Consider the following 15,174-nt stretch of genomic DNA (forward strand, 5'->3'; position numbering starts at 1 on the left):
CTGATCCCGCTGTTGCTGGTCACGACGTTGGGTGCGGGTCCGGTGGCGATGGGCCTCGTCGATGGCGTGGCGGATGCGGTCGCCAGCGGGTTTCGTTTGTGGGCCGGTCGTCGCTCAGATGTGCGTGGGCGCCGGCGCAAGATCTTCGTCATCATGGGCTATGGTCTGTCGAGCATCGCGCGACCGCTCGTGGGACTGGCGCTCAACTGGCCGATGGTGCTGTTGCTGCGCAGTCTCGACCGCGTCGGCAAGGGGGTGCGTGGTGCCCCCCGCGATGCGTTGGTGGCCGATGCCACGCCGGCGGCATTGCGGGGGTATGCGTACGGCATCAATCGCGCCTTTGATTACGCCGGCGCGGTCGGCGGCAGCCTGATCGCTGCGGCGGCATTGCTGTGGATCAGCCATCGCATCAGCGTGGTCATCATGCTATCGGCCATTCCCGCGGCCCTCGCGCTGGTGGTTTTGATGACTCTCGTCAAGGATGTGCCGGCGAAAACGATCAAGCCAGGAACGGCGCCAGCGCCTTTGCGCTGGCGTGCGTTGACCGTTCCATCGCGGCGTTTCCTGACCGTCTTCATGCTTTTTGCCTTCGCCAGTGCGTCGGAGAGTTTCATTCTGTTACGTGCTCACGAAATCGGTATGGGCAATGTCCAGGTGCTTCTGCTTTGGGCCGTGTTGTGCGCTGTGCAAGCAGGGGTCGCCTGGCGTGCCGGAAAGGTTTCCGACCGTTTCAACAAAGTCGGGGTCGTGACCTTCACCTGGTTGGCCTACGGCGTGGGCTTGCTGCTGTTCGCGTTCGTGGAAAATATCCTGGGCCTGTGGATCGTCGTGATCGTCTATGCGTTGCTCAGCGGCGTCGGCGAAGGCGCGGAAAAAACGCTGGTCAGCACCTTGGCGACGGAAGCTGACCGCGGTACCGCCTTCGGGTGGTTCACGATGATTTCGGGGTTGGGAGCCATCCCTGCCGGGTTGATGTTCGGCGTCATTTGGCAGCAGTCCACCGCAGGTACCGCGTTCGGGGCGTTCGGCGTCCTGGCCATCGTGAGCGCGGTACTGTTGTGGGTGATCTTGCCGACACGGCGTGCGGCAACTATCTGAAGGATGGACAGCGTGCTTATTCAATCGGCTATCTCCAGCAAACATGCGACTGCTCTCTCGTCGCGTCAACACTCAATGAGTTATTCAAGCATGTCTATCAGATCGATCGCCTTGAATGAGGGCGTCCGCCGAACCTTTTTCTTCTTCCTCGCGGGCGGTACTGGATTCCTGCTCTATCTGTGCATTTCGATGGTCTTGCATTATGTGTTTCACGTCGGCGAGGTCGTTTCAGCGATCTGCGGAACGTTACTGCCCATTCCGCCGACATTCTGGATGCAGCGCCGGCTTACATTTCAAAGTGATGCGCCGAAGCGACAGGCACTCCCACGCTATGCGGCGCTCCAGCTGGGCAATGCGGCACTCGTTTCGGGGCTCACCGCATGGGGGACAACCATGGGATTGTCGGGAGGTCTGATCTTTCTCATTGCAGGAATCACGGGCGCTTTGATTTCCTATGTCGTCCAGTCAAAGCTGGTGTTTCACAGCCACTGATACGGTAATTGCATCGACCGAATGCGTTCGGTCGATGTAGTGCACTTTGGTGCGCATTTTCCGCCGCACCATGTCTCCCATTAGGGATGCTCTGATCAATGAAGTTCGAAACAGCCGTCCAGACGGCCGTGCCAAAACTTCCGGTCTTGTTACATAGAAAGATGACTTTTGAGCAGTTCCAGCACTGTCACGGTGCCGTTTTGCGCCGAATCACCATGATTGGGTGCCTCACGGGCGCACCTCCCCTACGGAAGTCAGCAACGTTCGCCGTGCCATCCAAAGATTTGAGAGTGCGAACAACGTCAGTACCTGCGCGGTGTTCTTGAATAGTCCCTTGAAACGCACTTTTTGATAGCCGAACTGGCGCTTCACCACCCGGAACGGGTGCTCTACCTTGGAACGAACCGCTGCCTTCATGTGTTCGGTGTGCTTCACCGCTTCCTTCAACTCACCTTCGGGCATCGCCTTGACGCTGCCGCGTTTGGCAGCGATGTACCAAGTGCGACCGCGCTTGGCTGCTCGCTTCTCGGCACCCTGGTAACCGGCATCGGCGTACACCGTCTTCTCTTTGCCGTGCAGCAGCTTGTCTACTTCCGTCACGTCACCCACGTTTGCTGGTGTGGTGGTCACCGTGTGCACCAAGCCCGATTCAACGTCCACTCCGATGTGCGCTTTCATGCCGAAGTACCACTGCTGGCCTTTCTTCGTCTGATGCATTTCGGGGTCGCGCTGCTTGTCGCGGTTCTTCGTCGACGACGGAGCCTGGATGATCGTGGCATCCACGATAGTGCCCTGACGCAAGAGCAAGCCCTGTTTACCGAGGTAGGAGTTCACCGTTTCGAGAATCCGAACCGCCAAGCCGTGCTGTTCCAGAAACCGGCGGAATTTGAGAATCGTTGTCTCATCCGGGATCGCCTCCTCGTTCAACTCCAACCCAGCGAAGCGCCGCATTGACTCGATCTCATACAGCGCGTCTTCCATCGCAGGATCGCTCAGCGCATACCATTGCTGCATGAAGTGGATGCGCAGCATGGTCGCTGCTGGCATGGGCGGTCGGCCACGTCGGCCAGACGTCGGATAGGCGGGTGCGATCAACGCCAACAGCGCTTCCCACGGCACCACCTTGTCCATCTCTCCAAGAAATTTCTCCCGCCGCGTCGGCTTCTTCTTGGACTCGAAACTGAGCGAGGCAAAGGAACGTTGCTTCATCGACGGGTGCTTCCTGAGGTCTGTCGCTATGATGCCGCAGATCGGGAATAAATCAGAGCATCCTTAGCTGGTTGTCTTATGTCATTCCGTTCAAACCGTTTCGACGCGCTGCGCATGCTGTGGCCCTGGCTCCCCCTGTGGATGGCTGTCGCGTTGGTCGCGATCTTCATGCACGGCCCGATGCCGATGTATTCCACCCGTACGCTCGCGGTGGCGTGGGACATGTGGCATCGGCACAGCTTCATCGTGCCATCCCTCAACGGCGCGCCTTACAGCGACAAACCGCCCATGCTGTTCTGGCTGATTCATGTGGGATGGGCTGTCGGAGGCGTGGGCGACGTCTGGCCCCGTGTGCTCGAAGTTTTGATGGGGGCTGTCGAGTTGGTGCTTGCCACCGTGCTCGCACATCGTTTGTTCCCCGAACGCGCGGCGGTCGCGCGAACGACTCCATGGGTGTTATTCGCCTTCAGCTATGCGTTCTTGTTCGGCCTGCAAACCATGTACGAAGTGCTGCTTGCCGCCAGTGTTCTTGGTGCCTTGGTCAGTCTTGCCCCGAGCTCGCGTCGTGAAGCGCCTTGTTTCATCGGATTCGCACTGGCGATCGGCGTGGGGTTGCTTACCAAAGGCCCGGTGATGCTGTTGCACGTCGCCTTTCCCTGGTTACTGGGTCCACTGTGGAATGACTGGGCGCGGCGTGAATCACGGCGGTGGTACGCCGGCGGTCTGCTCGCTGTACTGACCGGATGCGGCATGCTGCTAGCGTGGGCGCTCACGGCCGCCTCGATCGGTGGCCCCACCTATCGCGAGCAATTGCTGTTCCACCAGACGGCAGGGCGCGTGGTGGAAGCGTTCGCGCATGCGAAACCGCTCTGGTGGTACCTGCCGCTACTGCCGCTGTTGGTGTTTCCGTTCGCGCTATGGCCGAGGCTGTGGTTCGCACTAGGGGCCCTGCGGCGTCCGTTCGAACCAGGACTGCGTTTCGTGTTCGCTTGGCTGGGTCCGGTGTTACTGGTGTTCTCGCTGATCAGCGGCAAGCAGCCGTATTACCTGTTGCCGGAATGTGCGGGTTTCGCCTTGCTGTTCGCCGCCGCCGTGGCTCGGAAACATGCTCCTCCGGGAAGGAGCCGTTGGCTCGGTCCGTGGCCGTTGGCATTCTTGTCCGTGGGAGCTGGTCTGTCCCTGTTTGCACTTCCGCAGCTCATTGCGCGCGGGGTAGTCCGTGATCCGCAGCTCGCCACGCTGGGGGCTTTCAGCAGCGCGTTCGGCGTGTTCTATATTTTGCTCGGTGGCCTGCTTCTGCCAAGAAGGGGCGAGTTGCACCGCATTGCTTTGGTGGGCCTTGTGGGTGCCGTCGCCGCCAACGGTCTATTCACGCTCACCTGGTGGCCGGCTTTCGATCTCAAGCCGGCGGCGGTGTTACTGGCACGTGCCGAAGCTCAGGGCAGACCCATCGCCAATGTGGAAACGTACGACGGTCAGTTCGACTTTCTGGGCCGATTGACACGGCCCATGACGCAGCTGTCCGAAGGCGAGTCGGTGCAAGTGTGGGCAAAGGCACATCCCCGAGGATGGATCGTGAGCTACCCAGCCACGGTGACATCTCTCGATCGACGTATAGCTCTTTATGTACAGCCGTTTCGTGGCGTGTGGTTGACCATATGGCCAGCCAGCGAATTGGCCGCCGGCCGCGAAGGCCTGCCGAAGGCGAACTAAACAACCGCACCCTTTGGACGAATTTTCCAACTGAACCCGGTTGAAAAAAGCACGCTATCAAATTTTCAAATAATCATCACACGCGGTGATGAGTTCTCGCAGTGTCGGCTCATCCGCATCAGGACGGGCCGCCAGCAGGGCGCGAAGTTCCCCAATCTGTTTATTGTCTGGAATCAGTTCGGACGGACTTTCCCACATCCAGTCGATCACGATCGGCAAAAGTTGGGTGGCAGACAACGTGGCCACTTCATGCCGGGTGGGTACATACATGCCCGCCCGAAAAACGGGGCTATCCAGCCCATGACTTTCCCTGGCCGCCTTGAAAGCACTGGCGGGCATGCCGAAACGATCGTCGGGGTCAGTCATGGCAGGTCTCCTTCTCTTTGCTGCGAGGCGTCGGCTCGCGTTCTCGTTGTGCTTGCATGCCGTGAATCTTCTTCTGCGTGGAGGTAAATCGATGTCGTGCCGATCGAGCTGTGGCGAAGATTCTGCTGGATGTGGTGGATCGGTGTTCCGTCTTCGGCCTGATGCGTGGCGGCCGTATGCCGTAGCCAATGAGTCGACGCCCGCCGCACTCGGGAGGCTTTGGCGGCATCTTCCTTTTGGAGCGTATCCGCAACATGCCGGAAGGTGGCCTTGACGATCTGATAGATCGCCGTGGGAGTGAGCGCAGAAGCGCGGCCGGCGATCCCCAGAATGGCCGGTATCTTGCCATTGTCGGCCGGCGCGGGCGGCAACCCATGGAAGCCGCGATAGCGCGCGAAATCCTCCATGAGATGGTCGCTGAGGGGGATCTGACCCTCGACGCCGCCTTTGCCCACGACATGGAGCCACCACCGACCACGAACGCGCTGGAAATCGCTCTCGCAGGCCGCGGCGGCCTCGGAAGCCCGTAAAGCCGTTTCGTACAGGAAACGCAGTACCCAACGAGCGCGTTCGTAGCGTTGGCAATCCCGGTTCGTCGACCGTGGCCAACCGTCGATGCTGTGAAGCACGTCGTCCCAAAGGGATCGGTCCAGATAGCGCTCGATAGCACGGGGCATCCCGCGACGCGCCCGTCGCCGCTGCAGCACAAACGGACTGCCGGCGAGATAGCCGGCGCGTACGAGATAGTTGAACAGCCCTGCGAGGATGCCCAAGGCCTGACGTCGGCTGCGCTCGGCCAATGGTCCCGTGAACAGGCGCCGATGCTCACCACGACGGGCCAGACTGTCGTCGCACCAAGTGGCGGGCGGATGGCAGAGAAATGCTTCGTAGGCGATCACATCCTCGCGGGTGAGGCTCGACACCGGCTTGCCACGTATTTGCGTGGCCCAGAGCAGCAGCCGTTCTGCCTCCTTGCGGTAGCTGCGAAAGGTATGGGGCGAGTCGTGATATTCCGCCAGCCACAGGCCGATCGCCGCCACGTCGTCATTGGCCGCAATCTGTCGGGCCACGTTCGCCGGAGCACGGTTGGTTCCGGCGCATCCCGACAGGACAGGAGGCAGGGCCTGGGGTACGGCGAGGCTCAAAGGATGTTCAGTCATGCTTTCCGATGTCCAATGCCGCGGGACCACCAGCGTACTGCTGAATTACTTTCGATTATAGGGATTATCATAACTTTCTTGATTTAATCATTACACATATAACGTAATACTATGATATACATGATTCATATCCTGCGAAATTGACCCGCCAGCAACTGAGAATGCCCATGAGCCGTGTCAGTGATACCCGCCAACGTACCCGCGAAGCCGCTGCCCAGCTCGTTGTCGGCGGCAAACGACCCCACGAAATCACGGTCGACCAGATCTATACGGCCATCCAGCAGGGCAGCCGCACGACGATCAATGACGAGTTGAAGCTGTGGAAGGACGAACGTACAAAAGCGGACGCCCTCGGCGCCGATCTCCCGGCCGCTGTGGCCGATGCGATGCGCACCCTGTGGGTGTCCGCTGTCGAGCAGGGCGAAGCGGTATTTGCCGAACAGCGGGGCGCCTTGGAGACCGCTTTGGCGGAGGCCGAGCAGCAGCGGAATGCAGCCCTGCAAACGCGCGCCGATGCCATGGAGATGGCGACAGCACTGACCGAACAGTGCGAAACACTTCGACATGAAGTTGCCGCGCAGCAAGCGCGTGTGGAGACCGAGATGGGTGCGAAGAACCAAGCTCTGCAGGATGGGCAGGCGCTGCAACAAAGGTTCATCACCTTGCAGACCGAGACGGCTGAACAGATCGAACGTATCCGTCAAGCTCAAACCGAACAGGCCGAGGAATTCCAAGCCGCGATCTCGAGCCGAGATGCGGCTTTCCAGATCGAACGCGATAAAGCGAATGAGCGACTGGAGATCGCGCAAGCACGCATGCTGCAGGAGATCGACGCCGCACGCGAAGGCCAGCGGCGCGCGGAAAACCAGCTGACCAAAGCGCGAGAGCGACTGGAACAGCAGCAGGCCAGCTTGGCGGAGTTACGCTTGGATGCAGGGCGCCATCGTCGCGAGTTGGCTGAGCGTGATATCCGCCTTGAAGCACTGGCCACTACTGTCGCAGAGCGGGATCGGATGGTCATCGAGTTGGCCGCAGTTCGCGGTCAATTGGAAGGGATGGGCACGGCGGTGCAGTCGCTCGAAGCCCGGGCGAAAGCCGCAGAGGCTCGGTTAACTCAGACACCTGCACCGCCTCGAAAACGCCGGCAACATTGAACATCGAAAGACGCGCTTTACATTTTTGGGGGTTGGGCAAAATTAGCCATGCGGTCGCTTGAAACTCGGGCTACCGCCGCCGAGTCGCGCCTTACTGCTTAGCTGGCCGAGCAGGCATCGCCGGCGACGGCTCGAAGTAAGTATCCCCCGGCAAAGCCGGGGGCTTTACGATTGCTGGCCCCTCAAAGGGGCCTATTCGCAATCGGCGAAGATCAAGAGCACAAAGCAACACAGCGCGGAGCGAAATCCCGGAGCCGTCAAACTTTGAGAGTCCCCCGGCAGAGCCGGGGGTTTTCCATCGACTAATAAGCGGGGCAAGCAGCGGGATGCGTAAGCCATGTTTGAGGCCTATGACCCAATTTTTCCCATATCCGGGCACGACCCTAAATCCATGACAGACAAAGAATATTTATCCTTATCCCGGTTTTCCGTTCCATTGCTCCCCAAACCCCAAGATCAACCTGGTGGCGGGGTCAACGAACCCGCCTGGAACGGCCACAGGCCGTCGCCGCGATGGCGCGGCAGGGAAGGGCGCAGCCCTGGGACTGGAACGCTGTAGGGAGCCGCCTCTAGCGGCTCTGGCGGCGGCGCTGACGGTGGTACACGGTCGGCGCCGCCGCGCCTGTGACCTTGCGGCGGTGGTACACGGCCGCGCTCTGGATGCTGGTGACATTCTTGGCCAGCTCGATGCACCTGGTTGTCACCAAAGAAAACGGCCGCTCGATGCGGCCGCTTTCTTTTCCAACCGTATTTGGCATCAGCTCCGGTTGATCCATGCCGGCCGCTTCTCGCCGGGTTCGGCATCGAGCGGCGCACCATTTCGCCACGCCAGTTCGTGAACATCGCGCAGATGCCGAACGATGCTCTCGGCATCCTGCGGCCGAATCTGTAGATCAGCCCGAAACGGTGCAGCGCCGCCATGCAGCGGCTTCAGGTCAAACACCAGGTTCGCGTCCCTATAGCCGGGCGCACTGCCGTAGGTCACCAGCGTCGCCAGCATGTCGACCCTGCCCCGCTCGTCTGTCTGTTGCTTGGCCTTCTCCAAGGCCTTCGCGGCCTCCGGCGACGGATTGACCAGCTCGGGCCGCCACTCGCGTACCAGCGCCTCGAATTGTTCGCCGTAGCCCAGCGTATCCGGATAGCTGTTCACGCGGGCGATCAGGCCGACTACGGTCACCATGTCCGTTGCAATCGCGGTATCGACAGCCCATAGATCCGTGAGGTCAAAGCCGCCGCAGCTGCCGGCGTTCCACCACGCCAGCAAGAAGTCTGCAACGCGCCGCGATTGGCCCGTGTCGCTCCTGCCGATTTTCAGCAGCCGTTCCAGCGCTGCCCGCTCTTTGTCGCTCATGGGTTCGGGTTCGGAGAACATGGCTTGAAGATCCTCGCGACTGATAACGCTGGTGTTCATGACGCTGGGCATGGTGTGTTCCTCTGTGGCTATTGGTGACAAGGCCTGCACCTGGCCAGCTCGCAGCTGTCGCCAGATTACGGCAGAAGTCTTACCCGCGCTCGATCTCATGGGCGGAGACAGAAACCGGCTCCCGCTCGGGAGTTAGGTGCTTGCGCATCTTTTCGGCAATCTCTGCGGCCGTGGCCTTCCAGGCGGCGGGGGAAATCAAGCCGCCCTCCATGCTCTTCAGCTCGTCCAGCGAGGCGGCTGCCACGCGTTCGGCGTGCCGGGCTACCGAGTCCATGATGAACAACTGTGCCAGCGCGCCGCAGCGCGAAAACTCCATGATCTCGGTGATGATCTCGACGTTGGTTTTCGGTGTGTTTCTCATGTCTTCATCCTTGCGTTTTGAGTAGGTGCCGCGTTACCAAAATATACCATCTTGGCAACGCGGAAGGGTTAATTAGGCGTAGCTGCTCCAAGACTTCGGCCGCCCGTCCCACGGCCACGCCGTGCTGCAGGAGTCGATGCGAACGGTGTTTGCACCCGTGGGGCGCTTGCCGACGATCAGGCCGGCCCGGTATTGACCGGGGAGGGCGCGGCACTCGCCCTGCATGCCGATGCCGCTTTCCGTGCGATCCTGCTGCAGCTCGCGCAGGTCGACCACGCTGCCGCGCACCGAAACAACCTCGTAAAACTCCACGTTGGTCTGCTCGTATCCCCACGACGTGTAAAGCACGTCGCCGACCTTCAGGCTGTGCGGCTTCCGGGCCTCGGCCTTGCGAGCCTTCGTCGCTTCCAAAGCCTGTACCCGGTCTGCTTGCCACTTCTCGGCGTAGGCGTTGCGCGCTTCCTCGGTTTTGAAGCTGTAGAAAGCTGCCGCCTTGGACCGACGCCCGGCGAATGCCAGGAACAAAGGCCGCTCGGCCGTGCCGCCCGTGAAGAAAATCGAACCGTCCTCGAACTGTCCCGCGACCGCCAGCCCGTGGGCCTCTGCCTTCCGGCTGCGCAAGGTCTGAACTTCATCAAAGGTCATTGCTGTTTTCTCCTAAGAACATCGTTTTGCTAGATGCTGAGCCGGCTTTTGCAGTGGCTTGATCGGTGGATCTGACTGGTGCCGCCGATCTGTTTGAACATCGTCTCGCTGAGTGCTTCGCCGTGAATCGCGTAGGTCGGCCGGGTGATGAAGCAGACGGGCAAGGGCAGTGACAAAGCCGCAGCGCCGAAGGCGACCGGGTGCAGGCACTGGCGCAGCGAACCCTTGCCGGGCTGCGCACCCGGCCTACCGTTTAGCGATGGCGAAGCACTTAGCGGGACGGCTCTTGTTCAAACAGAGCCGCAAGGCGGCACCGGGAAGATCAACCTGGTGGCGGGGTCAACGAACCCGCCTGGAACGGCCACAGGCCGTCGCCGCGATGGCGCGGCAGGGAAGGGCGCAGCCCTGGGACTGGAACGCTGTAGGGAGCCGCCTCTAGCGGCTCTGGCGGCGGCGCTGACGGTGGTACACGGTCGGCGCCGCCGCGCCTGTGACCTTGCGGCGGTGGTACACGGCCGCGCTCTGGATTTGCGATCATCTGGCGATGGCCACAAACAAAAGATCCCGCGCCAAGCCGAAAGCTCCGCGCTCGAAGGGCGAGCTGCGGCGCTACCACACGCCGCCCGTGGAAGATGCGCCGCCGTTGTTGTTCGGCCCGTACAAACCGCCTGCCTGTCGCATTGGCGACTGGATCAACGATGAGGTGTTGGGCTTGGTTGAGGTCAGCGGCTGGACGGATGGGCCCATGCCGTGGCCGAAGCGCAAGCGGCCAGGCCTGCCGACGATCATTTTTACCGATGACCTGGTGCGAGCGATCCGGAGCGAGAGCGCTCGCGCCGTGGCGGGCGCGTGGGGCTTCACGCCATCGACCGTCACGAACTGGCGGCGTGCGCTCGATGTGGAGCGCTTCACCCCCGGCACCACGCAATTGCTCCAATCGAATTACGACGCCGAGCAAGGATCGGCGGCGCTGGCGAAGGGCCGGGCCACCATCGCCGCCAATCCCGAAATACGCCAAGGGATTGCCGATAAGAAACGGGGCGTGAAGCATTCGGCCGAAGCGCGGGAGAAGATCAGCGCGGGCCTGAAGGGCAGGCCGAAAGCGGCCGGATGGGGAGCCAAGGCCAACGCCTGGATGCTTGAGGGGAAGGCGAAGCGTCGATGACGGCTGCAGTACGTGGTGACAGCAGATCCGCCGGCGCCGGCGGGATCTGTCACCACCATGAAGGCGGCGGCTCGATGCGGCCGCCTTCATGTTCGCCGGCATCACCTTCGGCTCTAGTTGCTCGCTCATAACCGCGTCTCCTGGGTGACATTCCAGCCGTTGGCGAGGAACACCTGACGATGCCCCCAGCGGTCGACCTCGATAAAGGAGCCGTCCGAAAACCGGAAGGATTTCGAGCTGCTGAACTCGGAGCTTCGATTGTTCGTGACGTTCCGCGCCGTGGCCTCGATCTGCCACATGGGTTTGTTCGCAAGCGTCTCTGCAATGCTCATGCTTCCCGTCCTTTCTTCCGTTCGGTGGTGTATGTCCAGCCGTCCAGCCGGGCGCGGCAAGCGCCGGCAATGGACGCCTGCAGGTGAGCGATGAAGCCCTTGTCGCGGATCGTCGTGGTGCTGTGCCCGGCCGCGAGGATCACGGCCTGGGCGTCTGGCTTCGCGAGCTTGCCGACGATGCTGTAGGCGGTGGCAAGGTTGCCCGCCCGCGTGGCCGCGTTGAGGATTTCGGCGATGGCCTTGGCTTCGGCGTGTGTCATCAGAACAGGCTCGTTTGGATGGGGTCGGCGGGGAACAAGTCGGCCACGTAAGCGGCGAGGTCGGACGAATCGACCAAAGCCGCGAAGGGCACGAAAAGCGACTGGTACCCGGTTTCGGTGAACGGCAGCGGCGACCTGTCGACGCTCATCACCTCGACATGCACGCAATACGCGGCGAGGGCAAACGGGCTGGCCTTCACCAGCAGATCAAACCCACGAATCTTCAGCCGTTGCGTAGACCACGCATGAAGGGTCAGCGTGTCGGAGCGCGGCACGATGGCCGCAAAGGCATCGGACATGCAGCGGAAACCGAGTGCGGCGTAGTTCGTCCACGCCAACTGTTGCAGCTCGATCAATGCCGCTGTGGCGTCCGTCGACGGCATCGCGATTGCTTCCGCCACCGCCTGCCTGAAGAGTGGCACAGCCTTTGCCTGCAGGTCAGCCAGCAGCGCCCTTGCCTTGTCCTGATCCCATGCTTCGCTAGATGCTTGAGCCGGCTCTTGCTCGATGCTGTTGATGTAGCTGTTCCGGTATTCCATGTCGGTACTGCCTCTGGTGGTGACCATGCTTCGCTGAGTGCCTTTCGCCGTGATCGCGTAGGGCGGCTGGGTGATGAAGCGGGCAGGCAAGGGCGGAACCGGAAGCCGCAGCGCCGAAGGCGACCGGGTGAGGATTCCGGCGCAGCGAACCCTTGCCTGGACGCGCACCCGGCCTACCGTTAGCGATGGCGAAAGGTGGTCGGCGAAGCGCTCTTGGTCACCACTCGCCGCAGGCGGCCGGGCATGAATGGCGTAGCTGCAGCGACTGTCGCTGCAACCGTTTTGCCAGCTCCTCCCGGTGGTGACAGCCTGCAGCTGGCCAGGCGCGATCGCTGTCACCAAGGGCGCGGCGAAACCGCCGCGCCCTTCGCTGTTAGATCAGCCCTCGCGCCGCCATGCTCACCGGCTCGCCATCGCCGACAACCAAATGGTCAAGAACCCGCACACCAACCAGCCGCAACGCCTCCTGAAGTTCCCGCGTGATTGCCCGATCCGCCGCGCTCGGCTCCGACACGCCAGACGGGTGGTTATGGGCAAAAATGACCGCGCAGGCGTTGACGGCCAGCGCTTCCTTCACTACCTCGCGAGGGTGAACACTCGCGCCGTCGACCGTGCCCCGGAACATTTCGGTGAAGCACAAAACGCGGTGGCGGTTATCGAGGAAAAGACAGCCGAAAACCTCATACGGAAGCCCGAACAGCCGCGCCTTGATGAAATCGCCGGAATCTCGGGGATTGCCAAGCTGACGGCCCCGCGAAGTCAAAACGCGTTCGTAGATCGCTGCCGCCGCTAGCAACGTCGCACGGTCTGTCTCGGTCAAGATGCTGGACGGCTCCGGGTCGACCTCAATCACGTAAGCGGGCGGTGGTTGGGATGCCACGCCCTTGTATGCCCCTGCCTCTCCCCATGCTCCGCTAGATGCCTGAGCCGGCTCTTGGTTGGTGTTGTTCTTGATGTACTGGTGATCCATGTCGCTTTGTGCCTCTTGTGGTTGACCATGCTTCGCTGAGTGCCTTTCGCCGTGGGTCGCGTAGGTCGGCCGGGTGATGAAGCAGGCGGGCAAGGGCGGGAACCGGCGCAGCGAACCCTTGCCCGCCTGCGCACCTGGCCCACCGTTTAGCGATGGCGGAAGGTGGTCAGCGAAGTTCGCTCTGGTCAGCCACCCGCCTGTGGCGGATGGACATGGACGCCATAAGGGCAGCGGTACGCTGCATCTGCTGTGTGTCGGCCGAAGGCCGCTGCAGCGATCAGCTGCCGGCGTGATGCGGAATGTCTACGCGGTGCGCGTGCCTGGGCTGTGGATCTGTGGACAGCCGGCACGCCGGTACCTGCCTAGCCGCTGCGCGGCTTCCCGTGGACAAGCCGGGGACAACGGCAAGCCGTTGCCCCCAACTTGACCACCGGCCGGCAGCTGTCCACCAGCTCCACAGCCCCATACCGCTGATGTGTTGAGATAGCTTCAAGAGCAAACGTCAACCGCGGGGAGGCCGGGAAGTGGCGGCTCGGTTCATTTGGCTCGGTCAAACTAGGCCATTCCGGCAGTCGCCAATGCCATGCCATTGGTGACAGAATCGGGCGGAGCCAGGGATAACGCAGTCACCATCGCCTTAACGGGTATTGGTGACTGCCGGCACAGCTCGATCGCGCCGGTTTGTCGCCATCCACAAATACACGGGTCACGAAGGGATCAAGTCCATCCCGGAGTAGGCCGGTGTAGTTCGTGGGTGGCTGTTCTGCGTTTGGAGCCGGGACGGCGATACGAAAGCGCTGGAAGCCCGCTGCGACCGAAGGAAGCCGGGGCGAGACTCGGCACGAGGCTCGATGCCGAAGGCACGACATAGCGGCCCCGTAGGGGTGAGCTAGACCTATAACGACGAGACGACCTCAAGTGAAGCCATGAAGCCAACGCCTCTACCAAGACATATGAATCTGGCAGCGAAATCGGTTACCTTAGAGACCGCCCGAAAGGAACGGAATGAAGCGCGAATTATGAAGCTGTGGAAAGAGGAAGACAGCATTATCGAAACGGAACTTCAAGGGGAATCCCCGATCCGTAAGCTCGACATTTGGCAAACGGCCGCTGGGTTCTACATCACGCTCAAGTTCTCCGGTGACCCCGATGAGCGTTTTCTGGCGGTGAGACGCAAACGGAACGGGCCGAGAATCTTCAAGGATGTGAATCGACTGGTGGATTTCATGGGAACGGCCATGCCTCGCGTCGACGACGTAGGACTGCATCTGCTCCCCATCGACGAGCGACCCAAGGTGGTTCACCTGGTCAAGAAGGCACCCAAGAACTCGGGGAAAGCGGCGAAAGTGAGTCGGAAACCGGCCAAGAAAGCCCCCGCGAAGACTGTGACGAAAGCCGCGAAAACGAAAGCCGTGAGGAAGTGAAAATTTCTTAGGCAGGAAGCCCTTAAAGGAACCCATGCGCTACCAAGATATGGTATTCTGGTAGCGCATAAACGCGATGGAGATGCGACGATGCTTGACTTTGCCATGCTTGCGCAGCAATGCGCCCCTCTTGTGGATCACAGAACGCTCGCCGCCGTGGTGAGCGTGGAATCGGGAAGGAACCCCTACGCCATCGGCGTGGTCGATGGCCATCTGGTTCGCCAGCCGCGCAACCTGGATGAGGCCGTGGCAACGGCCGAAGCCTTGGAACAAGGCGGCTGGAACTTCTCGGTCGGAATCGCCCAGGTCAATAAAAAGAACCTAGACAAGAACGGTGTCAGCTACGCGCAAGCATTCGACGCCTGCAAGAATCTCAACCTCGGCGCGCAGATCCTGAAAGACTGCTACCAACGCGCCCAAGTCCGGTTTCCGGATCAGCAGGCCGCTCTGCAGGCGGCTTTCAGCTGCTACTACTCGGGGAACTTCACGCGAGGCTTCCGGCCTGACAAGGCGGGTCAGCCAAGCTACGTGGCGAAGGTGCTGGCTCAAGCGACGGGGACGGCGCAGCCGATCCCTGTCGTTCCGGCAGTTTCAGGTTCGGCGCAGAGCGCGCCCAAGCCGGCGAAGCCGCCGTTACCTCCGGCCGATCATTCGTCGGTGATGATGGATACCACCAGCAAGCCCGAAGACAGCGCAGCGCTCGACGCTGAGCCGCCCGATCACGCGCCCGTGCTTTTTCATCGAGCAGCCCCACCGGCTCCAGAGCCGGCCGTCGACAAGGCTCCGGCGACACCAGTCAACGATGCCACGACGGCAATCAATCCGACGGACGCTAACGTCCGGCACGTCCGGGTTTATTGAGG

18 protein-coding genes are annotated in these 15,174 nt (G+C 61.4%); 7 read left to right on the forward strand and 11 right to left on the reverse strand.

Annotation, left to right across the window (positions count from 1 at the left end; genetic code table 11):
• Together AB7878_RS18210 and AB7878_RS18215 are read left to right on the forward strand one after the other, a co-directional pair.
• Positions 1 to 1,098: MFS transporter (locus AB7878_RS18210; RefSeq protein ID WP_369495801.1), on the forward strand; the 1,098-nt coding region annotated here is incomplete at its 5' end.
• A gap of 90 nt (positions 1,099 to 1,188) precedes the next feature.
• Positions 1,189 to 1,590 (forward strand): GtrA family protein, encoded by a 402-nt coding sequence (locus tag AB7878_RS18215; protein ID WP_007509079.1) that lies wholly within the window; start codon positions 1,189 to 1,191, stop codon positions 1,588 to 1,590.
• Positions 1,591 to 1,818: 228 nt separating this feature from the next.
• Here the strand turns inward: AB7878_RS18215 and AB7878_RS18220 are convergent, their stop codons facing one another.
• Positions 1,819 to 2,799 (reverse strand): IS5 family transposase, encoded by a 981-nt coding sequence (locus AB7878_RS18220; protein ID WP_007509076.1) that lies wholly within the window; start codon positions 2,797 to 2,799, stop codon positions 1,819 to 1,821.
• Positions 2,800 to 2,877: 78 nt separating this feature from the next.
• Here AB7878_RS18220 and AB7878_RS18225 point away from each other — a divergent pair, with 78 nt between their 5' ends.
• Entirely contained in the window at positions 2,878 to 4,512 is a 1,635-nt protein-coding gene (locus AB7878_RS18225; RefSeq protein WP_027485181.1) for an ArnT family glycosyltransferase, read from the forward strand.
• 57 nt (positions 4,513 to 4,569) lie between these two features.
• On the opposite strand, the gene AB7878_RS18230 is transcribed toward AB7878_RS18225, so the two are convergent.
• A complete protein-coding gene (locus tag AB7878_RS18230) occupies positions 4,570 to 4,878 on the reverse strand; it encodes a hypothetical protein (protein WP_043795550.1) in 309 nt (102 codons plus the stop codon).
• Positions 4,875 to 6,038, reverse strand: a complete 1,164-nt coding sequence (locus AB7878_RS18235; RefSeq protein ID WP_027485182.1) for a tyrosine-type recombinase/integrase — start codon at positions 6,036 to 6,038, stop codon at positions 4,875 to 4,877. Before AB7878_RS18235 ends, AB7878_RS18230 begins: the two co-directional genes overlap by 4 nt.
• A gap of 167 nt (positions 6,039 to 6,205) precedes the next feature.
• Between AB7878_RS18235 and AB7878_RS18240 the strand changes: the two genes are divergently transcribed.
• Positions 6,206 to 7,192: a DNA-binding protein gene (locus tag AB7878_RS18240; RefSeq protein WP_063090038.1), complete on the forward strand. Its 987-nt coding sequence runs from the start codon at positions 6,206 to 6,208 to the stop codon at positions 7,190 to 7,192.
• A gap of 569 nt (positions 7,193 to 7,761) precedes the next feature.
• Here AB7878_RS18240 and AB7878_RS18245 read toward each other — a convergent pair.
• The 4 genes from AB7878_RS18245 to AB7878_RS18260 all read right to left on the reverse strand — a co-directional run bounded on the left by AB7878_RS18245 (position 7,762) and on the right by AB7878_RS18260 (position 9,621).
• Positions 7,762 to 7,968, reverse strand: a complete 207-nt coding sequence (locus tag AB7878_RS18245) for a hypothetical protein (RefSeq protein ID WP_369495802.1) — start codon at positions 7,966 to 7,968, stop codon at positions 7,762 to 7,764.
• A complete protein-coding gene (locus tag AB7878_RS18250) occupies positions 7,950 to 8,615 on the reverse strand; it encodes a DUF7673 family protein (protein ID WP_369495803.1) in 666 nt (221 codons plus the stop codon). The genes AB7878_RS18245 and AB7878_RS18250 overlap by 19 nt, the downstream gene beginning before the upstream one ends.
• 79 nt (positions 8,616 to 8,694) lie before the next feature.
• Entirely contained in the window at positions 8,695 to 8,976 is a 282-nt protein-coding gene (locus tag AB7878_RS18255) for a hypothetical protein (protein WP_369495804.1), read from the reverse strand.
• A gap of 72 nt (positions 8,977 to 9,048) precedes the next feature.
• Complete coding sequence (locus AB7878_RS18260; RefSeq protein ID WP_369495805.1) at positions 9,049 to 9,621, reverse strand: hypothetical protein; 573 nt, start codon at positions 9,619 to 9,621, stop codon at positions 9,049 to 9,051.
• A 544-nt stretch (positions 9,622 to 10,165) separates the two neighbouring features.
• Here AB7878_RS18260 and AB7878_RS18265 point away from each other — a divergent pair.
• Positions 10,166 to 10,786, forward strand: a complete 621-nt coding sequence (locus AB7878_RS18265; RefSeq protein WP_369495806.1) for a hypothetical protein — start codon at positions 10,166 to 10,168, stop codon at positions 10,784 to 10,786.
• Between the two features lie 125 nt (positions 10,787 to 10,911).
• On the opposite strand, the gene AB7878_RS18270 is transcribed toward AB7878_RS18265, so the two are convergent.
• From AB7878_RS18270 to AB7878_RS18285, 4 genes are all read right to left on the reverse strand, one after another.
• On the reverse strand, positions 10,912 to 11,118 hold the full coding sequence (locus tag AB7878_RS18270) for a hypothetical protein (RefSeq protein WP_369495807.1): 207 nt from the start codon (positions 11,116 to 11,118) through the stop codon (positions 10,912 to 10,914).
• Positions 11,115 to 11,378 (reverse strand): hypothetical protein, encoded by a 264-nt coding sequence (locus AB7878_RS18275; RefSeq protein ID WP_369495808.1) that lies wholly within the window; start codon positions 11,376 to 11,378, stop codon positions 11,115 to 11,117. The genes AB7878_RS18270 and AB7878_RS18275 overlap by 4 nt, the downstream gene beginning before the upstream one ends.
• The gene (locus tag AB7878_RS18280; protein ID WP_369495809.1) at positions 11,378 to 12,007 is read right to left on the reverse strand and encodes a hypothetical protein; all 630 of its coding nucleotides are present in this window, start codon (positions 12,005 to 12,007) and stop codon (positions 11,378 to 11,380) included. Before AB7878_RS18280 ends, AB7878_RS18275 begins: the two co-directional genes overlap by 1 nt.
• A 283-nt stretch (positions 12,008 to 12,290) precedes the next feature.
• Entirely contained in the window at positions 12,291 to 12,887 is a 597-nt protein-coding gene (locus AB7878_RS18285; protein WP_369495810.1) for a JAB domain-containing protein, read from the reverse strand.
• A gap of 1,019 nt (positions 12,888 to 13,906) precedes the next feature.
• Between AB7878_RS18285 and AB7878_RS18290 the strand changes: the two genes are divergently transcribed.
• Both AB7878_RS18290 and AB7878_RS18295 read left to right on the forward strand, forming a co-directional pair.
• Positions 13,907 to 14,311: a hypothetical protein gene (locus AB7878_RS18290; protein WP_369495811.1), complete on the forward strand. Its 405-nt coding sequence runs from the start codon at positions 13,907 to 13,909 to the stop codon at positions 14,309 to 14,311.
• Positions 14,312 to 14,401: 90 nt separating this feature from the next.
• Entirely contained in the window at positions 14,402 to 15,172 is a 771-nt protein-coding gene (locus AB7878_RS18295; protein WP_369495812.1) for a lytic transglycosylase domain-containing protein, read from the forward strand.
• Positions 15,173 to 15,174: the final 2 nt, after the last annotated feature.

Origin of the sequence: Rhodanobacter humi (assembly GCF_041107455.1) — a bacterium.
Lineage (GTDB): Bacteria > Pseudomonadota > Gammaproteobacteria > Xanthomonadales > Rhodanobacteraceae > Rhodanobacter_A.